Below are 20,861 nucleotides of genomic sequence, written 5' to 3'. Positions count from 1 at the left end.
GCCCGCTCCCACATTGGGTCATGAGTTCACTTACGGCATCACTGGCGCCGTATACACCAGCGTTGTCCCCAATGCCCACAGCAAAAACAGCACCAGGGGCGTGTGTACCAGCAGTTGCACAAACGAGAAGCCGATCAAGTCCCGCGCCTTCAACCCCAGTACGCCCAGCAGCGGCAGCATGTAAAACGGGTTGATCAGATTGGGCAACGCCTCGGCGGCGTTGTAGATCTGCACGGCCCAGCCCAGGTGATAGCCCAGATCATTGGCCACCTGCATCACATACGGTGCTTCGATAATCCATTTGCCGCCGCCCGATGGAATAAAAAAGCCCAGAATCGCCGAATACACACCCATTAATAACGCGTAGGTGTCATGGGACGCGATCTGCACGAAAAACGTCGAAATATGATGGGCCAGGGTTTGCCCGTCAGTCCCTTTGACCACTGTCATCAGCGCTGCAATCGAGCCATAGAGCGGGAACTGGATCATCACCCCGGTGGTGGTCGGCACGGCGCTGGCCACGGCATTCAGAAAGCTGCGCGGACGCCAGTGCAGCAGGGCGCCGAGCATCAGGAACAGAAAATTGTAGGTGTTGAGCCCCGAGATGGCGCTGATCGCCGGTTTGGTCGAAAACTCATGGAACAGCCAGCCCGCGGCCAGCAATACCAGTAACAGGGTCAGCAGTGGGCTGTACTCCAGCCACTCGCCGGGCCGTGTGCGCGGTGGCAGCTCGGGTGAGCTGAAGCTGGGGTCGATACCGCAGGCCGCCGCGTCGCGGGCCGATTCAGCGCCGGGGGCGGTGGCATAAGCCACGATCAGCGATACCACCACCAGTGCCGCCAGCAACACGCCGGACTGCCAGAGAAAGATGGTTTCAGTGAAGGGAATAACCCCGGTAATTGCCAGAATCGACGGCGGCAGGCTGGCCGGGTTGGCCTGCAGCTGCGCCGCCGAAGACGACAACCCCAGCGCCCACACTGCGCCAAGGCCCAGATACGCAGCAGCGCCAGCGGCGCGATAGTCCATGCGCAAGTTGGTGCGCCGGGCAAGCGCCCGTACCAGCAACCCGCCAAAAACCAGCGACAGCCCCCAGTTGAGCAATGACGCGACCATTGAAATCAGCGCCACCCAGCACACCGCCTGGCGCCCGTTTTTCGGCACCCGGGCCAGTTTATCGATCAATTTGACGGCGGGTGGCGAGCTGGCCACCACATAACCGCCAATGACCACGAAGGCCATTTGCATGGTGAACGGGATCAGGCTCCAGAAGCCGTCACCAAACGCCATTGCGGCATCGGTGGGTTTGGCGCCCATCAGCATTGTGGCCAGTGCCACGGTGATCACCGCCACAGCGGCGAACACCCAGGAATCAGGAAACCAGCGTTCGGCAAAGTTCGAACAGCGCAGGGCAAAGCGGGCAGAGCGGCTGTCTGTAATCTCAGCGGCCATGGGGAGTACCTCGGTTTTCTTATGGTTATGGGATGGCTTGAGCACAGTAAATCAAACCGTCAGCAATTCCGATGGCCTGCTGTGGCATGGCAATGAATTTGCAGGGTTGTTCAGTCGCTTGAATTTTGGATGAACGGTCGTTTTTGCCGCTCCAGAAAAGCCGTTCAAAGCCGATTCTGTTGCACGCATTCTTTCATTGCTCCAGGTACCTCATGTTCAACACACGCTTGAAGCAAGAGCTGTCGGCTCTTCGCGAAGAAATATCCAGTCTTCAGCAAGTCCGGGAGAGCCTTGACAGCGAAATGCTGGTGCTGTCCCTGGGCGCGGATGGACGCATCGAGACGGCCAACCCCAATTTCATCCAGCAGATGCATTACAGCAGTACCGAGTTGCTGGGCCTGCATATTGATAAACTGGTGCCGGCCTACCTGAAAAACGACGAGCACACCCTGCGTTTCAAGACCGCCATGAACCGCAAGGAGCATTACAGCGGCACCGTGCGCTTGCTGCGCGGCAACGGTCAGGAGGCGTGGTTGCGTTCGATCATGCAACCGATCCTGGACTCCGCAGGCCGCGTGTTGCGCATCTCGATTTTCTCCAGCGACCTGACGCGCACCATTGAGGCCTCCCGCGATCATGAAAATCTGATGAGCGCGCTGATGCGCTCCACTGCGGTGATCGAGTTCAACCTCAAGGGTGAAGTGCTGACTGCCAATGAGCGCTTTCTTGCAGGCATGGGTTACACCCTGGCGCAGATCCAGGGCAAACATCACCGGATGTTCTGCACCCCGCAAGAACAGAACAGTGCCGAGTACCAGGCCTTTTGGCGGCGATTGAACGCGGGTGAGTTTGTCGCGGCACGTTTTCAGCGCATCGACAGCCATGGCCGTGATGTCTGGCTGGAGGCCACCTACAACCCGGTGCGGGACGCCAACAACACCCTGTACAAAGTGGTGAAATTCGCCACGGTGATCACTGACCAGATCCATCGAGAGCAAGCCGTTTCTGACGCGGCCGGCATCGCTTACAGCACTTCACTGCAAACCGACAACAGCGCCCAGCGCGGCACCAAAGTGGTGACCGAGGCGGTGGAAGTCATGCGCGACCTGGCCCGGCATATGCAGCAGGCGGGTGATGGTATTGAAGCCCTGAGCGATCAGTCGCAAGTGATTGGCAGCATCGTCAAGACCATCAGCTCGATTGCCGACCAGACCAACCTGCTGGCGCTCAACGCCGCCATCGAGGCCGCGCGGGCCGGGGAGCAGGGCCGTGGCTTTGCCGTCGTGGCTGACGAAGTGCGGCAATTGGCCTCGCGCACCAGCAGAGCCACTGAAGAAATCATCGGCGTGGTGCGGCAAAACCAGGACATGGCGCGTGATGCCGTGGCCCTGATGGCCGATGGCAAACTCCAGGCCGAAGCAGGGCTGGCGCTGGCCGCCGAAGCGGGCACGGTGATTGTCGAAATTCAGGATGGCGCGCAGAAAGTGGTCAACGCCGTAGGGCAGTTTGCCAACCAACTGTCGTCCTGAGCCTTGATTTGCTGGGGTTGAACTTAAGAAAAATCCGCGTGAAGTGACGGAAAAAGTACTGGTAGGAGTAAACTCGGAACTTTCCAAAGGAGTTTCTATGAGTCACTACCAGTCGAGCATTCTTGCCAAACCGATACCTTCGCAAGCGCGTTACATGTTTTTCGCCCTCAAGTCAGTAGAAGCTTTGCCGGCTGCACTGGACACCTTGTCGCAGTGGGTGGATGGCAAAGGCGTGGTGGCCGGTTTTGGTTCGCCGCTGGTATTGGCACTGGGCGCGAAGGTCCCGGGCTTGCGAGTGTTTCCTGCTATCAATGCGATGGTTGAAAACCCGTCGACCCAGCACGCCCTGTGGTTGTGGTTGCTGGGCGAAGACCGTGGCGAGCTGCTGCACCGCAGCCAGGCCATCGAGACTGCGCTGGCGCCTGCGTTCAACCTGCTGCAAGTGACCGAAGGCTTCCGTTACGGCACTGACCGTGACCTGACCGGTTACGAAGACGGCACTGAAAACCCGGTGGACAAAGCGGCTGTGGACGCCGCCATCGTGGCCAATGCTGGCGCCGGGCTGGACGGGGGCAGCTTTGTGGCCATCCAGCAGTGGCAGCACGACCTCAACGGCTTCGCCGCACTGCCGTCCGAGGAGCAGGACAACATCATGGGCCGTCGCAAGAGCGACAACGAAGAGCTGGACGATGCGCCAGAGTCTGCCCACGTCAAACGCACCGCCCAGGAAAGCTTCACGCCAGAGGCCTTTATTGTGCGCCGCTCGATGCCGTGGACAGAAAACGGCAAGTCTGGGCTGATGTTTGTTGCCTTTGGCCGCACGCTGAACGCCTTTGAAGTGCAACTGCGGCGTATGAGCGGCCTGGAAGACGGCATTATCGATGGCCTGTATCGCTACAGCCGTCCGCTTAATGGTGGCTACTACTGGTGCCCGCCGATGAAAGACGGGCGCATGGATTTGAGTGCGGTGCGACCGTAACAAGCTTCACTTCCCCCCGTAGCAGCTGACGAGCGGAGCGAGGCTGCGATCGGCTGCAAAGCAGTCGCAAACCCAGACGACCGGGTTTAACTGATACACCGCAGTCACAGGATTTGCGACTGCTACGCAGCCGATCGCAGCCTCGCTCCGCTCGTCAGCTGCTACGCAGAGCGTAGTCAGCGACGACTGGTTTCAGGAATTGTCTGATTATTTTTATCATGCCCCGGCCTCAGGCTTGCGGCATGAAATCGACCCCTCAAGCCGCCCGAAAACTTCTGCACTTATTTGCCAGCGGTTTGATCGTCGCGGCCATCGCCAGTTCGTTCATTTATTTGCGCTCGGTCTTTAACCAGGAAGTGTCCCTGCGCCGCAGTTTTATGAACGAGGCGGTATTCAATGCCCAGGATTTTTTCGTCAGCCGCCAGACCTTGCTTAAGAGTCTGGTGCTGGCGACTGTGCCCGACAAGAAAGGTAATCAAGCATTTATCAGCGTTGATCCAGAAGAAGAACTCAACATCAATCTGGGCAGCGAAGCCGGCCACTGGAGCCTGTGGCTGACCCGGCGGATGACGGACTATCTGCACGAAAGCAAAGTCAATCTTCTGTACGTGCCACAAACAGACAAGCCCAAGGTGGTGCGTTTGTTTGACGCTTCAGGCAGCCTGGAACCGTTGCCCCAGGTAGTGCTGCAACGTCTGGTCGATGAGGGCGCCAAGGCCTATTCATTTGGTGATGATCTGTGGCTCACGGACAACCGGGTCCTGGATTCGCCCTTTTATTTATTCTCCCGTCTTGATAACCGTAACCTGTCTTCCGGCTGGCTGGGCATTGAGGTCGAAGTGCCGGATCTGGTGGAGGCCTTGCGCAGTGAAAGTGCCGGTGACTTCATGCTGCTCAACGGTCAAGGCCAGATTCTGTTCACCAACGCCGCACAATCCACGCTGGTCGGTTCATTGCAGACGCTGGAGCCCAAGAACTCGTTTGGCTTTATCGGGAGTGGCTGGTTGCCCGACAGCCTGGCAATCAGGAAGAAGCTGGGCTATTCGGGCTGGCAAATTGTGTATGCCGTAGATATCAAATCGTTATTGCCTGTATTGGGCGGGCCTTTGCTGGGCTGTGTGTTGTTGTTTATTGCAATTTGCATCGGCTTGCGATTACTGATTGTGCGCATTGATCGGCGCCTGATCACCCCGGGTGAGATACGCATTCAGGCGCTGGTTGAAAGTGAGGCGTTCAGTCGTGCCGTCTTGCAAGTTGCACCGATGGCCCTGTGTGTGATTCGGCGCACAGACGGCACTGTGGTGCTGGAAAACTCCTTGTCACAACAGTGGCTGGGTAACGGCACTGAGCGCAGCAAGTTATGTCATGGCTGGATTTCTCGCGCGTTCGATGAATGTGACTTGCGCAACAGCGATGAGATCGAAATGGAGGATGGCCGCCTTCTGTACCTGGCGTTTGCGCCCACGCGCTACAAAGGTCAGGACGTACTGATTTGCGCGTTCAGTGATATCAGCGCACGCAAGCAGATTGAAGTCACCCTCGAACGTGCCCGGCAGCTGGCGGACCGGGCCAATGAGGCCAAGACCCTGTTTCTGGCTACCATGAGCCATGAAATCCGCACCCCCCTGTACGGCGTATTGGGCACCCTGGAGCTGCTGGCGCGTACCGATCTCAACGATCAGCAGAACAACTATCTCAAGGCCATCGAACGCTCATCCGGCAACTTGTTGCAGCTGATTTGCGACGTGCTGGATGTGTCACGGATCGAGGCGGGTCAACTGCAACTGGAACTCAATACCTTCAGCCCCCTGGAGCTGATAGAAGAGGTGGTCCAGGGCTACAGTGGCGCGGCTCAGGCCAAGGGCCTGCAGTTGTTTGCATTGATTGATTCGACGGTGCCCGAATGGCTCAGCGGCGATGTCACCCGCATCCGCCAGATCCTGAACAACCTGCTCAACAACGCCCTGAAATTCACCGACTACGGGAAAATCGTCCTGCGCCTGAAAATGGACAGCCGTGACGATGAGCGCGTCATGCTGCATTGGCAGGTCTCCGATACTGGCAAAGGTATTGCCCATGAAGAGCAGGCCCATCTGTTCGAGCCTTTTTATCAAGTGGAGTCAGCCAAAAACGTAGTCGCCGGTACCGGGCTGGGCCTGTCCATCTGCAAGCGTCTTATGCACTTGATGAACGGCACCATGCGCCTGGTCAGCGAGCCGGGGCTGGGCAGCAGTTTTACCCTGCACCTGCCCCTGGTGCAGGTTAACGAGCCGGCGCGTTTGAGCCCTTTCGGCGAATTGGCTGCCAGCGTTGTTTATGTGGTTTCACCCGTGCGCGAGCTGGCCGAGTGTTATTGCGCCTGGTTGCGCCGTTGGGGCGCGCGGGCTTATCTGGGCGCACCGAAACCAGGGGATGCACCCGATGCTGCTGTTTTACTGGAGCTGCATCCTGGTGCCGCCCGGCAATTGCTTGAACCTGGGTGGACGGGACCGCTGGTGGTAGCCGCCAGTGACATGTCGGTAGCTCCCGCCGTTGACAACCCTTGCTGGCAAGCGGACCTGAGCAGTTTGCAGGACGTCTATCGCGCCCTGTGCAAGGCTCAGGGCATGGGAATGGGGGCCGATCTTGAGCCGGGTACGGCGAAGACGGAACTCAAACTGGATTTGCGCATTCTGGTTGCCGAAGACAACGTGATCAATCAACTGATTCTGCGCGATCAGCTTGAAGAGTTGGGTTGCACCGTGACATTGGTCAGCGATGGCCTGGAAGCACTTGAGCGTTGGCGGGATGAGGATTTTGATCTGCTGCTGACCGACGTCAACATGCCGAAAATGAATGGCTATGAGCTGGCAGCCCGGTTGCGGGCCATGAACATCACGCTGCCGATCATTGGGGCAACGGCCAATGCCATGCGCGAGGAGAGCGAGCGCTGCCTGAACGCCGGGATGAATCATTGCCTGATCAAGCCTTTTACGCTGCACACCCTATACAACTGTCTTCAGCACTTCTAAAGGAGGATCCAGTGAAGCCCTATCGTGTACTGGTCGTTGAGGATCACCCTTTTCAGCATGAGTATTTGCTCAACGTTTTCAATGAGGTGGGTGGCTTTACAGTTGACACCGTTTGGGATGGCGATGGCGCGCTGGAGTGTCTGGCGCGCAATGACTATGACCTGCTGCTCAGTGATTTACTGATGCCGGTCATGGATGGCGTGCAACTGATTCAGAAAGTTGCCGCCCTGAGAAGAAAACCGGCGTTGGCACTGATGAGTGCCTCGTCGCGGCGCATGTTGATCAGTGCGGGGCTGGCAGCCAAGAACCTGGGTATTTCAGTGATTGGCCTGATCTCCAAACCAGTCGAGTTCAATTCTGTCATGCGCTTGAAAGAGCGGCTGGAGCTTTTTCGCCTTAACGGCGAGACGGACCCCGCCCTGGCCATTGAGGTTGACCCGCTGAGTATCGAATGGGCGATGGGCAATGGGCAGATTCAAGCGTGGTTCCAGCCCAAGAAGTCCCTGAGCAATGGCAATATTCTCAGTGCAGAAGCGCTGGTGCGCTGGGTACACCCTGAGGCCGGCCTGTTATTGCCCAAGGACTTTCTGAGTGTGCTGATCAGCCACGGCCTGGAAGAGCGACTGTTGTGGCTGATGCTGCAACAAACCCTGCAGGCGCAAAGACAATGGCGTGAGCAGGGCTGGGACATTCCGGTGTCTATCAACCTGCCCACGCATCTGCTGGATAACCATGCGCTTGCCGACCGCCTGCGCGACGCTGTGATTGCCGATGGTGGCGAGCCGCGCAGCATCGTGTTTGAACTGATGGAAAGCTCCACCACCGAGGAACTCAGCAATTACTACGCGGGTGCCTGTCGCCTGCGCATGATGGGTTTCGGTTTGGCCCAGGATGATTTTGGCAAGGGGTTCAGCTCTTACTTCAATCTGGTTTCCACCCCGTTCAGTGAACTGAAGATCGATCGTTCGCTGGTACATGGCTGTGTTGAAAACGAGAATCTGGCCTCAGCCTTGCGCAGCCTTGTCGAGCTGAGCCGCAAGCTGGGCCTGACAGTTGTCGCTGAAGGGGTCGAGACTCAGGCCGAGCTCGAATTTCTGCGCAGTATCAAGTGTGATCAAGTGCAAGGTTTCCTGATTTGCGGCGCTATATCGTGCGCCGATTTTGAAACTCTTTTACTGGACGATAGCTCTAAGCCATCACCGGGGTAGCTGAGTGCGGCGCCACGGGTCTTGTTCTGCGCTCGATCTGTAGAAACCCGGGGGCGCCGGACTTGCCATGTCATCAAAGTGGAGCCAGGCAATGCGCGAATTAAAGGTAGTGATTGCCGACGATCATCCGGTGGTATTGCTGGGGCTTCGGGAGATGATCCAGCGTGATGAGTATTTCACCCTGGCAGGTGAGGCACTGAGTTCGTCGCAGTTGGTCGAGCAGTTGCAGTTGCATCAACCTGAACTGCTGATTACTGATTTCAATATGCCCGGCGATGACATCTATGGCGACGGGCTGCAACTGATCGAGTACATCATTGAGCATTTTCCCGGGGTCAAGATCCTGGTGCTGACCGTCATGAGCAATCATCTGATTATCTCGCGCTTGCTGGAGCTGGGCGTGGCGGGCGTGATTGCTAAAAGCCATATTCGCGAAGAAATAGGCAAGGCCCTGAGTGCGCTGGCCAACGATCGGGGCTATGCGCCGCCGGCTGCTGCAGCAATTTCGGTGGTGACCAACCCCAAGGTCATTGATGAACGTTTCTCCACGCTGTCACCTCGTGAAGTCGAAGTGCTCAGGCTGTTTGTGGCCGGCAACAGTGTGGGCGACATTGCCCGTCAATTGAACCGCAGCGTCAAAACCGTGAGCACCCAAAAAGTAGCCGCCATGCAGAAGCTGGAAGTGCTTAACGACCACGCCTTGCTGACCTATTGCATCAAAGCGGACCCCTTCGAATAGTTGTAGCGCTCTTCCCGTGCAGGAGTCATGTTTGCCATGCCGCAAATGAAAGTCTTATTGGCCGACGACCATCCGATTGTGTTGATGGGCGTGCGTGAAATCATTGAGCGTGACCCGCGCTTCAAGGTTGTGGGTGAAGCAATGAGTTCGTCCGAGTTGATCGACAAGATTTCGTTGCTCAAGCCTGACGTGATTATTACCGACTACAACATGCCAGGTGATGATCAATACGGTGATGGCACCCGCCTCGTGGAATACCTGCGCCGGCATTTCCCCGAACCCAAGGTGTTGATCCTGACCGTTATAACCAATGCCCAAGTGCTGACCTGGCTGTATGAGCTGGGTATCAGCGGTGTCATTTCAAAGAGCGCTGGGCTTGAGCAGATCCTGGTGGCGCTGGACGCGTTCTATCGCCAGGGGCACTACCAGCAGGACCAGCCGCAAGGTGGCTTGAGTGAAGATACCGATGACCTTTCGCAAAGGCTCAGCCAGTTGACGGTCAAGGAGTTTGAGGTCCTGCGTCTGTTCTCTACGGGGGTGAGTGTGGGCGATGTTGCGCAGAGCCTGAACCGCAGCATTAAAACCATCAGCACCCTGAAGGTTTCGGCGATGCGCAAACTCAATGTCGACAATGATCAGGCGCTGCTGATCTTGTGCGTCAAGGCCAATCTGTTTGCCTGACGCAGCGGTTTACAGATAGATCATTTCCATCAACAGCGTCGAGCTGTAGCTGCCGATTGCGGGCAGTTCCTCCCCGGTCTTGACCGGCCGCACAGAGAGCTGGAGCTTGAGCCGCGTTTCTTCAACCGGGAAGATCAATTGCTCGCCCAGCTTCAAGTCAATCACTTTCAATGTACTGGTCATGTCGCTCAGGCGGGTTTTCAGCCCCAGCCTGTCGAGTGTGGTGCGCAGTGTGCTGCTGTCAAAAGCACCATTGCCGGCGCTGAAACGCAGGTGTACCTGGCTGCCCTTGATGCATTGGAAGTCCAGGCTGACATCGGTCCAGCCGGTGATGTCCGAGTTCAGCGAGTTGAGGTTTGTCTTGGGGATATCCACGCTTTGCGAGGCCGGGAAATTAGCCGTGCAGGGCGGTTTTATCAGGGTGCCGACCACCTCTATCCGGGCCGCATCCTCTGCGCAGCTGGCCGGGCTGAGCAGCAGTGCGGCGGTGGACAGCAGCGCCACCCACAGGCTCACTCTGGCTAGCATGGACACCTCACAGGTACTCGATACTGATAACGGCCGAGGTGCTGAATGCACCCTCGGTCAGTGCGCCCTGGGCAATCAACTTTGCTTTCATGCTCAGGTCGACCGTACCGCTCTGGTTGGTCAGGTTGCGTTTGACCCCGGTAACGTTGGCGGCCGTGCTGTCGCTGTTCCAGAGCAATGAATAACCCAGATTGGCCTTGCCCGTTGAGGCCTGTGTGGTTGAGCCCTGAATCGTGCGGGCTGCCAGAATGCTCACCGCCAGCACCGAGTTGGCCGGGCAGGTCATGGTGAGGGGGATGTCGATCAGCGGGGCATCGGCCACCTGGTCATAGCGCAGGCTGCCGAAGTTGGCGGTCAGCGTCTTGCTGCTGGTCAGGGTGCAGGGCGGGCGGGTCAGGGTTCCGCTCAGGTTGATGGTCACGGTGTCTGTTGCGGCGTTGGCGGTTGCGCTGAGCAGGCCTGCGAACAGTGTTGCGGCCAGCGTTACGGATAATTTCATGGTCGAGTTCCTGTGCCTGATCAGAGATAGGTGATGTTGAGGGTGTACTGACTGGAAAAATTTCCGGTCGGCGAAACGCTGGTATTCAGGCGCGGGCGAAAACCAAGGCGGATGTTGTTGCTGCCATTGGTCAGCGCCAGCGTGCGTGGGCTGTTGAAGGTCACTGCCGTGTTGGTGTCAGCCCAGGTGGCGGCCATCGACAGACCGGCCAGGGTTGTGGCTGAAACCCCCGGGCTGCCGCTGATGGCCGCCTGGGTGGGTACCAGCGTGGCGGTCGCTTGCGTACCGCGAGTGCAATTCATGGTGATATTGGCAATTTGCTGCGAACTGGCGAAGTCATTGCTGCTGAGTGTGCCAAAAGGCAGGTTGAGGGTTTTTGCCGAGCCCATCGAGCAGGCGGGCTGGATGACCCGGAAGCTGAGAATGACGGTCTGCAAGTAGTCGCCATAAGCCTCATAACCTCGAATAGAGGTGTCTGTGAGCGAAACACTGACCATGTAGTTGCCAGGCGTGACGGGCGCCGTTCCATAAAGCAGAACGTTGTAGGAAAAGGTATTGCCCACGAACAGCTGCACACAGCTTGAGGGCATGCATGTACTGCTCGCAGTCCCGATGGGCAGCTCGGGAACCATCAGCCCGGAGTTGGTGTGAAACACCTGGACCTTGCTGCCTCTGCCCTGGTTGTAGAACTGGCTGTGCTGCAGTGACGAGCCATAGGGATACCAGCGGGTCACCCGGCAGTTGGCTGTCATGTTGGCGGTGTAGCTGGTGGATGGCGCAAGGTCGCCCAGCTGAATGATGCCGGTGGTGCCCGTAGCGGTGCATGCGAGGTTGTTTTGAATCAGTGCAAACGCTTGCTGACTGACAAGACCCAGCAACAGGCAAAGCAGCAGCATGCTGACTTTGCCCCGGCCCGAACGAGATGATTTGACGGTTGATTCATGCATCGGGAGTACCTTGAGTGTCTGGCGATAGGGCATCGCAACGAATGTGCAGTTGCCCGATGCCGGTCTCTGACAGGTTGTAGGTGTTCAGGTCCAGGTCCTTGGCGCACCAAGGCTGGCCGTTGACGTTGATCAGCAGCCGCGCCTTGTCCGGCACGCCAGTCATAAATACCCGGCCCTTGTCGGCTACCATCGCGCTGCTCAGCAGCGTGCCCTTGAGGTCATACAGCTGCGCTTCGGCGGCGAAAGGGGCGGGCTTGCCAGTGCTTGAGCTGACGCTGACCAGCAGGCGGCGGCCGTTATGGGTTTCGAAGTTGGCCAGGACAAAGGCACCACGATTGGGGGTGACTTCCTGTACCAGGTTGGCAATGTCGGTGTTGTCCGACAGTGAGTCAGTGTTGAGCGATACCTTGTTTTTGCGGTACGGCTGCGCCGAGGGAATAATCGTGTAGCCACTGCCGTTGGTCTTGATCCCGCTCTTGGTCAGCACGCCCACATCGGCGGCGCCGGGGGTGGCGACAATGATGTTGGTCTCGCCCAATGGCTGGGTGAACATCACGGTATTGCGGATGGCAACCACGCCACCCTCCACGCCATAGTCCATCTGCCGGGTGTTCTGATCCTTGTTATAGGAACCGTGCCAAATGGCATTGGCCGCGTTGTAGCGGGCCGCCACCGAGCCGCCGAGCACGCGGTCATCGTCACTGATCTGCTGATTGATGCCCAGGTTGTACGACAGGGCATCGTCCTGCAGTTGCGAGCCGCTGAAGGTGGCATTGCGGCTGGCATTGCCGGCGGAGTCCTGGTTGGTGCTCAGGCCGATCCGGCTGCTGCTGCCCGGGTTGCCCAGCGGCAGGCTGACGCTCAGCGACACGCTGCGGATGTCGTCGCCCATACCGCTGTTCTGAGACAGCCCCAGGTTGTAGGAGGCGCTGGCAACACTGAAGCTGTAGCCCAACTGAATGGAGGTATTGCTCTTGGCCCGGTTCCAGTAATCGGTTTTGGTCAGGTTGGCGTACATGCCGCCCCAGGTACCGAATTGTTGCGATACGTTGGCGGTAAAGCTGCTTTTCATATGGCCGGTCAAATACGGTGAAAACGCCGCACTGTTGCTCAGGGTTTCATCGACATAGGGCACGAGCGAGTTGTTGGAGCGTGCGTTGATCGCCTCGTTGAAACTGTAGTAACCGCTGGTGGAGTAGCGGTAGCCAATCAGGCTGAAGCTGGTATCGGTCAGGTCGATGGATTTGGAGTACCGGAAGCGATATGACTGGCCCGACAGCGTTTTGGCGTCTGTGCCCATGTCTTCGCTGATGGCATGGGTCACGTCCAGGGAAATGGCACCAAAGCCGGCAAAGTCGTGGGCAAAGCCCAGCAGCGCCGATGTGTATTGTTCGCTGACGATGCTGCCGCCGAACAGCGTGGTGCCCTCGGTCAGGCCACGACGATAGGTGCCTTGTACAAAACTGGGCTTGGGCGAATTCTGCGCGCCTTCTGCCGGGCGATACTGGCCTGCGGTCACGGCGTAGCTTTGCTGGCCTTCACGCAACATGTAAGGCACAGAGGCAAATGACTGGATGTAGACCTGGCGCTCGCCATTGGGGCCTTCGATGGTGACTTCGATATCGCCGTTGCCCGCGGTCGAGTACAGGTTCTTGAGGGCGAACGGGCCTGATGGCACCCACTGTTCACTGATGACATAACCGCGCTGGCGCAATGTCACCAGCGAGCGGCCGTTGGCAACCCCACGCACTACGGGGGCAAAATTACGCGCATCATCGGGCAGCATGTCCAGATCAGAAGCGATCCCCACGCCGCGGTAAGAGATGGTGTCGAACAGATCGCTGTCGGTGGCGCTCTCACCCACCGTGGCAATGGCCATCAGGTTGCCCAGGTCGCGCTGGACATAGGTGTCCACCGATTTCCAGCTGCCGTCGACGTTAGTGCCTTTTTGCCAGGTCGAGAAATTGCGAAAGCGCCAGGCGCCGCTGTTGAACCCGCTATGAACACTGCCGAACTGGGATTGGCGGCTGCCGAACTGGTTCTCGTAGTTGCTGCCGGAAAAACTGTAGTTGGCGAAGGCCACCTGCTCGCCATCGCTCCAGGTCTTGCGCCGGGTTTCAAACGGCACGCTGCCGATATACGCCTGGGGAACCTGCAGGCTCAAATGCTGCTTGTTGAAGTCGTAATCGTAGGTGACGCCGGTAAGGTCACGGTTGAAGTACACGCAGTTGTCAGTGCTGATGTCGGCGTTTTTCAGGCGTGTGGGGTCAACCCCCAAATCCGTCAGGGCCTGAAGGCTGAAGCAGGGGAACAGACCATTGGGGGTCGAGACCTGGCTTGCGGTTTCTCGCACAAAGTGCAGGTCGCGCTGCTCCACAAGCCGGTCGTCCACTGACAGGTCAACCCGGTAGATCCCCGGCAGTTGACCCTGGCTCATGGCTTTTACCTGCTCGGCCACTTCGCTCGAAGCGTTGCCGCCGCCAATTTCCAGAAAGGATGAATCGAAGCTGTATTCAGCATGCACGGCGGTGGTTGCAAGGCCCGCAGCAGCAGCGGTGAGCGTGCTCCAGCACTTTATTCGGCGCGCGAAGGCGCACATGCGCAATCGCAGCATGAGTGAGTCCTTCCAGTCGACTGATCGGCAGTTTTCAATGAGGTGTAACGGGTTTTGCCTTGACCGTACTGCCGTACTCGTTGATGTAGCTGAGTTCGAGGCTGTCGCTGTTTTTCAGCGCAATCGGGGTGGTGGCGGTGCTGCCGGGCTTGATGACCTCAGGCATGCCTTTGCTGGCGCTGTTGTTGATCAGCAACTCACTGACCACCACGTTGTAACCCGACGGGTTATGCACCGTGAGTTTTCCGCCTTCTGCCCGCCACTGCAGTTTCTCCACCGCTTCGGGCAAGGTGCCCTTGAGGTTGGCGGGGCGATAAAACAGTTTGATCGTGGTCTTGAGTGCTATTTGCAGCACGTTCTGGTTGCGCTGTTCCTCACTCTTGGCCGGGATGGCTTTGACGTTGAGCAAAAACAGGCTTTCTTTGTCGTCGGGCAGGTTCTGTGCGTTGGTGGCGATGATCCGCAGAATGTTCTGGCTCTTGGCATCCAGGCGGAACAGGGGCGGCGTGACAATAAACTCATCGGCACTCGCGTCGCGGTCATCGAACGGGCTGACCCACGACTGCACCAGATATGGCACACCGTCATCACCCGAGTTTGAAAGTGCCAGGTTGGCTTCCTTCTCCTTGCTTTGATACACAACGCGCGTGGAACCCACGTTGACGCCTGCCTGAACCTGGGGCAGCCAGAAGCTTGCTGCCAGTGCCAAAAAGGCTGCAACTTTTAAACGCATCAAGGTGTCCTCTTGTTAACGCCAGAGCTCGCGATAGACCGCGAGCTCCCTCGTCAAGCTCATGAATTACTTGTAGGTAACGTCGAAGCTGGCCAGTGCATTGACTTTACCGGTGCCGATACCACGTACACCCGGGGTGTCGCCCGAAGCTTCGGTGTCGGCAACCAGGCGTACATAGGACGCGGTGAAGTCAAACGTGTTGGACTGCGGGCGCAGAACGTAGTCGTTGCTGGCCGTGTTGAGCGGCAACTTGTTACCAGTGCGGGCATCGTTGATCTGGATACCGACGCCGGAAACCTGGTTGTCACCGGTCATGCCCAGTACGGTGGCATCAGTGCCGGACTGCTGGCCGCTGAATTTGATGGAAGCGTTTTTCAGGGTCGAGCCGCTGCAGTTTTCCAGCGAGATCGAGAAAGGGGTGGCGCCAGCAGTGGCAACAGCCCCAACGGTGTTAGGGAAGTCGGCAATGCGGACCTGGCCCATATCAACCGCTTTCTTCACGCTTTCGCTGTTGATGGTGCATGCGTTGTCGTTGATAGTGCCGGTGAATTCAACCTGGCCATCAGCCGCTTGAGCGGTAGCAGCAGCCATCACGATCAGCAGCGAAGAACCACAGAGCGCGGTGTATTTGCCAATTTTTTGAAACATGAGAGAAGCCCTCTACAAACAAGTGATGTGTGATTTCCATTTTTTTACTGCCCCTCCTGTCAACGGCTAGCCGCGGCAGGTGATGCACAGGATGCAATTGCCAGCGGACAATCCCCATCAGACGATTCCTGTTCGTCTTGCTCAGAGCGTTTCGGGGGCGTGGGGACGGGGCCGGTGTTCTGCTGGTTGCGACCGCTGACGGGGTGCTGGCGCATGGAGCAATGTGTAACCCTTTGGCTGGCAACAGGCTTGCCAATCTCCTCTCAGGTAAACGACGGCGCTAAATCATGAAGCAAGCTAAGGTACGTCTCGGTGCGCTGGCACTGAGCTCACTCAGACTGAACAAGCTGTTGCTGCTGCTGACAGGGCTTGCCCTGCTGTTGGTGAGCATGAGTTATTGGGCGGTTAACCGGGTGCTGAAGGAGGAGGGCGAGAAGACGGACTTTCATTTCGCGCGGCTGATGGAAAGCATCCATGAGCATGAGGCCTTTTTGCGCATTGCCGTTCAGAGCTACAGCCAGGCCAACGACAACCTGCTGATAGATAACCAGCCGCATTCGCATCAGGCGCTGATTCGTCAGGGGGATGAGCGTTTGTTCCAGAACCGTGACACGGCCAAGTCATTGCCTTTTACGGTGAGCCAGCGAGACAAGTTCAGCCATGCTGACATGCAGGGGGTTTACTCGTTCGGTGTGCAGTTGACCGACCTGTTCACGGCATACTGGTCCGATTCCCACTATGTGGCGCCGCAGGTGTTTGTTTTTTCCCCCAGCGATCAATTCACCATTGCGGTCCCCGGGATTGATGGCACGCGGCAGTTTCCCCTGCTGCTCAAAAGCAACTTTTTCGATGTGACCAAGCGTTTGTATGATGAGCTGGTGGCGCGCCAACATGCCCTTGGTGCTGATCAGATGATCTGGTTAAAAGCCCCGCAGGGCCTGATTCAAAAGCGCAAGTACATTATCGGTGCCATCGGGCTGAACCTGTCGCGCAACTTCTTGCCGCCGGGGGCAGAAGCCAATGACCTGGTGATCCTCAGCGCGTTGCTGGACGTCAGCGATATCAGTGATCTGGAACGTTTGTTGATGCACCCCACCAACAGTCGCCTGACCTTGATCTCGCCTGCGGGCGATGTGTTGCTGGGGGACGTTCAGGATGTGGAGGAACTGCCCCTGGGATTGAGCATTACCCGTGATGGTTTGCGTTTCAAGTTGAGCTCAGGCGGGGCCGCGCCCTGGATCGGGCTGTACGCGATCAGTTATCAGAACTTTTTTGGTTATGCCAAGTGGCCCCTGGCGGGCGCAGTGGGCCTGCTCGTGGTGTTTGTATTGATCGGCTGGCGCGTCAACCGCTGGTATCGCAAGCAAATCATCGAGCCTGCCCAACGGGCCAGCCAGTCCCTGGCCGAGAGCGAAGAGTTCAACCGGGCAATGCTCGACAGCGCCCCCGTGGGACTTTGCGTGGTCGAGCGCGGCACCGGCGTGGTATTGCTGGAAAACCAGCGGGCACACGAATGGCAGGGTACGCCAGAGCTGATAGCCCTGTTGAAGCGCGATTATGGTGAGCACGAACTGGGTGAGGTCCAGCTGGAAGTCGCGGGGCGCTATCTGCAGGCCTGTTTTGCCTTCACCCGTTACAAGGGCAAGAACGTGGTGCTCTGCGGTTTCAACGACATCACCCGGCATGTGGACGACGCCAACCTGATGGAGCAGGCCCGGCGTTCGGCCGATGAAGCGAGCAAGGCCAAGACCCTGTTCCTGGCAACCATGAGCCATGAAATCCGTACGCCCCTGTACGGGGTGCTCGGCAATCTTGAACTATTGGGCCTTACACCTCTGAGTGAGCGTCAGCGTGAATACCTGCAGACCATTCAGCGTTCATCGACGGTGTTGTTCCAGTTGATCAGCGACGTGCTGGACGTGTCAAAAATCGAGTCCGGGCAAATGGCTGTCGAGGCCAAGACGTTCTGCCCGCTGGATTTGTTCGAGGATTGCGTGCGTAGTTATTGCGCCGCGGCGGGTAACAAGGGCCTGAAGATCTTTGCCTGTGCCGACGCGCAGTTACCGCCATTGTTGCGTGGCGATGCGGTGCGTATACGGCAAATTATCAATAACCTGTTGAGCAACGCGATCAAGTTCACCGACACCGGCTGGGTGGTCTTCAGGCTCAAGGTCATCGGCATCGAACAAGGGCAGGCAACGTTGCAGTGGCAGGTCTCCGATACCGGCGTGGGCATCAGCGAGGAGCAACTGACGCGCCTGTTCAAGCCGTTCTCCCAGGTGGGCGGCAGTGAGCGGGCGGGCGGTGCCGGGCTGGGCCTGTCCATTTGCGCGCGCTTGAGCGAGATGATGGGCGCCAACCTGCGGGTGGTCAGTGAACCGGGGTTGGGCAGCAGCTTTTCATTGCACATGAGCCTGCCGGTTATCGCTGGCGCACTGGACAACTGTGCCGATATTGACCTTCAGGGGGTCAGTGTTTATGTGCGTGCTGCGCGCAATGATATCGGGCAGATTGTGGCGGACTGGCTAAACCGCTGGGGCGCTCGCGCCCAGGTACTGCCGGCAGCGGTCCCCCCTGATAACTCCGCCATCCTCCTCGATCTGGACCCTGACCAGCCGCTGACCGTGCCCTGGGCAGGCGAGCGGGTGCTGGCGACCGAGTCGGGGCGCAGCCAGCCGCAAAGAACGGGCCGCGGCTGGGAGGTCAACGCGTACGATATTCGCGCCATTGGCAGAACGCTGATGCAAATCGCCCACGGAACTGTGCCCCAGACGCCCGCCAGTGTGGTGCCTTATGCCGCCAGCCTGGAATTGAGCGTGCTGGTCGCTGAAGACAACCCCGTCAACCAGGAGATCCTCAGGGAGCAACTGGAGGCCCTGGGGGTAAGGGTTACGCTGGCGGACGATGGCGAGCAAGCCCTGGCCCGCTGGAAGGAGGCGTCGTTCGATCTGGTGATCACCGACGTCAATATGCCCAAGCTAGATGGCTATCAGCTGACCCGTCGTTTGCGTGAGCTTGACCCGCAGGTGCCGATCATTGGTGTCACCGCCAATGCCTTGCGTGAAGAGGGTGAGCGCTGCCTGGAAGCAGGGATGAATGTGTGGCTGGTCAAGCCCCTGAGCCTGACAACCCTGCGCCAGACCTTGTCGGCCTGGTGCCCGCCGTCTGCAGAGGCACCTTTTGGTGCCCTTGAAGCACCCGCACCACTGCCGCAGGCGGATGACCTGCACGACTGGATTACCCTTTCGCCCGCCATGCACCGGCTGTTTATCGCCACCATGCAGGATGATCTGCTGCAAGCGCAGCTGGCCTTGCAGGAGGCCAATACCTCGAAATTGATCAGTTATGTACACCGCATGCACGGCTCATTTGCCACGGTGGGCGCTGTCAATTTGGCTGAGGCCTGCAATCAGTGCGAAATGGCCTTGCTGCGTGAGCCCTTGAACCCGGCTTCGGTCGAGGCCAACCAGGTGTTGCTCGAACGCTTGCGCAAGGTTGTCGCAAGGCTGGTTGACGGAGCGTTGTACCCCCAGGGCCAGTGATGTGCGGTCTGTTTTCACGGGTTGGTTGATCTGGCGGTGATCGTTGTGGCGGTTTGTTGTACCTTGGATTCGTCCCTCCCAACAATAATATGGACGTTTTCATGGCCTCTAACCCAGCGTTTCAAGCGTATTCCATGCCCACCCTGCTCGATGACCTGCGCGAGCTGCTCGGTGAGCGCCTGAGCACTAGCCGTGTCGAGTGCGAGCAACACGGCCGAGGTGAGTCATACCACCCGAGCCTGCCGCCGGACGCGGTGTGTTACGCCCAATCCACGGCCGAGGTCGCGGCCATCGTCAAGCTCTGCGCAGCGCAGCGAGTGCCGATCGTTGCCTTTGGGGGTGGTACTTCACTGGAAGGCCATGTAGGCGCCACCCGGGGCGGGATCTGCATCGACCTGAGCCGCATGCAGCGCATCATCGCCGTGCGCCCGGATGACCTGGATGTCACGGTGGAGGCCGGGGTTACCCGCATGCAGCTCAATGCCGAACTGCGCACCACCGGGCTGTTCTTTCCGGTCGACCCGGGGGGTGAAAGTACCTTGGGAGGCATGGCGGCGACCCGCGCCTCAGGAACCAACGCAGTGCGTTACGGGACCATGCGCGAAAACGTATTGAACCTGACTGTGGTGCTGGCTGACGGTCAGGTGATCAAGACCGGCGGGCGGGCGCGAAAATCTTCCGCAGGCTATGACCTCACGCGCCTGTTTGTCGGCTCGGAAGGCACCCTGGGGATCATCACCGAAGTCACCCTGCGCCTGTACGGTATACCGGAAACCACCTGCGCGGCGGTGTGTACCTTCCCGACGATTGCGGCGGCGGTGAGTTCGGTGGTGTCGATCATTCAGTACGGCATTCCCGTGTCGCGGGTTGAGTTGCTCGATGCGCGCACGGTGCAGGCGGTCAACCGTTTCTCGCACATGGGCCTGGTTGAAACGCCGACGCTGTTTTTCGAATTCGCCGGTTCCCCGGCCAGTGTGGCCGAGCAGGTTGAACTGACCCGGGACATCGTTGAAAGCAATGCTGCATTGGGTTTTCAAGCGGCAGAGGATACCGATGCGCGCAATGCCTTGTGGCGTGCCCGGCACAGTGTTCACTATGCAATGCAGGCCATGCGCCCGAATGGGCGGATCTGGAGTACGGATGTCTGCGTACCCATTTCAGCGCTGACCCAATGCATTGCCGAAACCGCAGAAGATGTGGCCAGGGTTTCATTTTTCGTGGGCATGGTCGGGCATGTGGGCGATGGCAACTTTCATTTGGGGCTGGTGGTCGACCCGGATAACGCATCAGAGATGGCCGAGGCTGAAGCGCTCAATGAGCGGGTGGTCGAGCGCGCCATTGCCCTGGAGGGCACTTGCACCGGCGAGCATGGCATCGGCTCGGGAAAGATAAAGTTCATGCCCCTGGAGCATGGTGCGGCGCTGGGTGTGATGCACCTGGTCAAGCAGGCGCTCGACCCGCTAGGGCTGATGAACCCGGGCAAAATCCTGCCCCAGGGCTGACATCGGGCCTGGGTGGGGACGTAAGCGCAGGTAATCATTGGTCTTTTTTTATTTCGTGCTTGACGCCCCGGCGGTAAAACACGTTTAATTGCCGCCTTGCCCAGATAGCTCAGTCGGTAGAGCAGGGGATTGAAAATCCCCGTGTCGGCGGTTCGATTCCGTCTCTGGGCACCACAACAGCAAAACCCCTGATGCCTCATGGCGTCGGGGGTTTTTTGTTTTCGGGCGGAAAAACGCTGTTCTGCCTATCCC

The 20,861-nt window shown here is 58.4% G+C and carries 15 protein-coding genes, 1 tRNA gene and 1 pseudogene; 10 read left to right on the top strand and 7 right to left on the bottom strand.

Annotated elements, in window-relative coordinates:
- Positions 1–30: 30 nt before the first annotated feature.
- Positions 31–1,449, bottom strand: a complete 1,419-nt coding sequence (locus AB3G35_RS23040; protein ID WP_083369636.1) for a short-chain fatty acid transporter — start codon at positions 1,447–1,449, stop codon at positions 31–33.
- A gap of 212 nt (positions 1,450–1,661) precedes the next feature.
- Here AB3G35_RS23040 and AB3G35_RS23035 point away from each other — a divergent pair.
- The 7 genes and pseudogenes from AB3G35_RS23035 to AB3G35_RS23005 all read left to right on the top strand — a co-directional run.
- Positions 1,662–2,438: pseudogene (locus tag AB3G35_RS23035) on the top strand (PAS domain-containing protein); the annotation flags it as partial.
- Between the two features lie 108 nt (positions 2,439–2,546).
- The gene (locus tag AB3G35_RS23030) at positions 2,547–2,978 is read left to right on the top strand and encodes a methyl-accepting chemotaxis protein (protein ID WP_369782767.1); all 432 of its coding nucleotides are present in this window, start codon (positions 2,547–2,549) and stop codon (positions 2,976–2,978) included.
- Between the two features lie 97 nt (positions 2,979–3,075).
- On the top strand, positions 3,076–3,957 hold the full coding sequence (locus tag AB3G35_RS23025; protein WP_369782168.1) for a Dyp-type peroxidase: 882 nt from the start codon (positions 3,076–3,078) through the stop codon (positions 3,955–3,957).
- 242 nt (positions 3,958–4,199) lie between these two features.
- Positions 4,200–6,968, top strand: coding sequence for an ATP-binding protein (locus AB3G35_RS23020; protein ID WP_106115822.1), 2,769 nt, complete (start codon positions 4,200–4,202; stop codon positions 6,966–6,968).
- 11 nt (positions 6,969–6,979) lie between these two features.
- Positions 6,980–8,176 carry an EAL domain-containing protein gene (locus tag AB3G35_RS23015; RefSeq protein ID WP_016781708.1) on the top strand — a complete coding sequence of 399 codons (1,197 nt, stop codon included), beginning with the start codon at positions 6,980–6,982 and terminating at the stop codon, positions 8,174–8,176.
- Positions 8,177–8,267: 91 nt separating this feature from the next.
- The gene (locus AB3G35_RS23010) at positions 8,268–8,915 is read left to right on the top strand and encodes a response regulator (protein ID WP_016781709.1); all 648 of its coding nucleotides are present in this window, start codon (positions 8,268–8,270) and stop codon (positions 8,913–8,915) included.
- Between the two features lie 36 nt (positions 8,916–8,951).
- On the top strand, positions 8,952–9,596 hold the full coding sequence (locus AB3G35_RS23005) for a response regulator (protein ID WP_029611521.1): 645 nt from the start codon (positions 8,952–8,954) through the stop codon (positions 9,594–9,596).
- 9 nt (positions 9,597–9,605) lie between these two features.
- Here AB3G35_RS23005 and AB3G35_RS23000 read toward each other — a convergent pair whose 3' ends face one another.
- The 6 genes from AB3G35_RS23000 to AB3G35_RS22975 all read right to left on the bottom strand — a co-directional run bounded on the left by AB3G35_RS23000 (position 9,606) and on the right by AB3G35_RS22975 (position 15,565).
- Positions 9,606–10,124 (bottom strand): fimbrial protein, encoded by a 519-nt coding sequence (locus tag AB3G35_RS23000; protein WP_169845235.1) that lies wholly within the window; start codon positions 10,122–10,124, stop codon positions 9,606–9,608.
- Between the two features lie 7 nt (positions 10,125–10,131).
- Positions 10,132–10,623: a fimbrial protein gene (locus tag AB3G35_RS22995; protein WP_016781712.1), complete on the bottom strand. Its 492-nt coding sequence runs from the start codon at positions 10,621–10,623 to the stop codon at positions 10,132–10,134.
- A 20-nt stretch (positions 10,624–10,643) separates the two neighbouring features.
- Entirely contained in the window at positions 10,644–11,570 is a 927-nt protein-coding gene (locus tag AB3G35_RS22990) for a fimbrial protein (protein WP_086798727.1), read from the bottom strand.
- Positions 11,563–14,184, bottom strand: a complete 2,622-nt coding sequence (locus AB3G35_RS22985; RefSeq protein WP_106115821.1) for a fimbria/pilus outer membrane usher protein — start codon at positions 14,182–14,184, stop codon at positions 11,563–11,565. Before AB3G35_RS22985 ends, AB3G35_RS22990 begins: the two co-directional genes overlap by 8 nt.
- A 34-nt stretch (positions 14,185–14,218) precedes the next feature.
- A complete protein-coding gene (locus AB3G35_RS22980) occupies positions 14,219–14,917 on the bottom strand; it encodes a molecular chaperone (protein WP_016781715.1) in 699 nt (232 codons plus the stop codon).
- A gap of 66 nt (positions 14,918–14,983) precedes the next feature.
- The gene (locus tag AB3G35_RS22975) at positions 14,984–15,565 is read right to left on the bottom strand and encodes a fimbrial protein (protein WP_016781716.1); all 582 of its coding nucleotides are present in this window, start codon (positions 15,563–15,565) and stop codon (positions 14,984–14,986) included.
- Between the two features lie 287 nt (positions 15,566–15,852).
- Between AB3G35_RS22975 and AB3G35_RS22970 the strand changes: the two genes are divergently transcribed.
- The 3 genes from AB3G35_RS22970 (at position 15,853) to AB3G35_RS22960 (ending at position 20,783) form a co-directional block, all read left to right on the top strand.
- The gene (locus AB3G35_RS22970; protein ID WP_369782167.1) at positions 15,853–19,107 is read left to right on the top strand and encodes a response regulator; all 3,255 of its coding nucleotides are present in this window, start codon (positions 15,853–15,855) and stop codon (positions 19,105–19,107) included.
- Positions 19,108–19,208: 101 nt separating this feature from the next.
- Positions 19,209–20,609, top strand: a complete 1,401-nt coding sequence (locus AB3G35_RS22965) for an FAD-binding oxidoreductase (RefSeq protein WP_369782166.1) — start codon at positions 19,209–19,211, stop codon at positions 20,607–20,609.
- A gap of 98 nt (positions 20,610–20,707) precedes the next feature.
- Positions 20,708–20,783, top strand: a tRNA-Phe gene (locus tag AB3G35_RS22960).
- Positions 20,784–20,861 lie beyond the last annotated feature (78 nt).

This window comes from Pseudomonas sp. WC2401, assembly GCF_041200115.1.
Taxonomy (GTDB): Bacteria; Pseudomonadota; Gammaproteobacteria; order Pseudomonadales; family Pseudomonadaceae; genus Aquipseudomonas; species Aquipseudomonas fragi.
The sequence above is the reverse complement of the archived record's forward strand: the minus strand, read 5'-3'. Positions and strand labels throughout refer to the sequence as shown.

Coding starts and splice junctions, on each gene's coding strand:
- AB3G35_RS23005 (WP_029611521.1), top strand. CDS start 8,952: ATGCCGCAAATGAAAGTCTTATTGGCCGACGACCATCCGATTGTGTTG.
- AB3G35_RS22985 (WP_106115821.1), bottom strand. CDS start 14,184: ATGCTGCGATTGCGCATGTGCGCCTTCGCGCGCCGAATAAAGTGCTGG.
- AB3G35_RS23025 (WP_369782168.1), top strand. CDS start 3,076: ATGAGTCACTACCAGTCGAGCATTCTTGCCAAACCGATACCTTCGCAA.
- AB3G35_RS22965 (WP_369782166.1), top strand. CDS start 19,209: ATGGCCTCTAACCCAGCGTTTCAAGCGTATTCCATGCCCACCCTGCTC.
- AB3G35_RS22975 (WP_016781716.1), bottom strand. CDS start 15,565: ATGTTTCAAAAAATTGGCAAATACACCGCGCTCTGTGGTTCTTCGCTG.
- AB3G35_RS23030 (WP_369782767.1), top strand. CDS start 2,547: ATGCGCGACCTGGCCCGGCATATGCAGCAGGCGGGTGATGGTATTGAA.
- AB3G35_RS23020 (WP_106115822.1), top strand. CDS start 4,200: ATGAAATCGACCCCTCAAGCCGCCCGAAAACTTCTGCACTTATTTGCC.
- AB3G35_RS22990 (WP_086798727.1), bottom strand. CDS start 11,570: ATGCATGAATCAACCGTCAAATCATCTCGTTCGGGCCGGGGCAAAGTC.
- AB3G35_RS23010 (WP_016781709.1), top strand. CDS start 8,268: ATGCGCGAATTAAAGGTAGTGATTGCCGACGATCATCCGGTGGTATTG.
- AB3G35_RS22980 (WP_016781715.1), bottom strand. CDS start 14,917: ATGCGTTTAAAAGTTGCAGCCTTTTTGGCACTGGCAGCAAGCTTCTGG.
- AB3G35_RS22970 (WP_369782167.1), top strand. CDS start 15,853: ATGAAGCAAGCTAAGGTACGTCTCGGTGCGCTGGCACTGAGCTCACTC.
- AB3G35_RS23040 (WP_083369636.1), bottom strand. CDS start 1,449: ATGGCCGCTGAGATTACAGACAGCCGCTCTGCCCGCTTTGCCCTGCGC.
- AB3G35_RS23000 (WP_169845235.1), bottom strand. CDS start 10,124: ATGCTAGCCAGAGTGAGCCTGTGGGTGGCGCTGCTGTCCACCGCCGCA.
- AB3G35_RS22995 (WP_016781712.1), bottom strand. CDS start 10,623: ATGAAATTATCCGTAACGCTGGCCGCAACACTGTTCGCAGGCCTGCTC.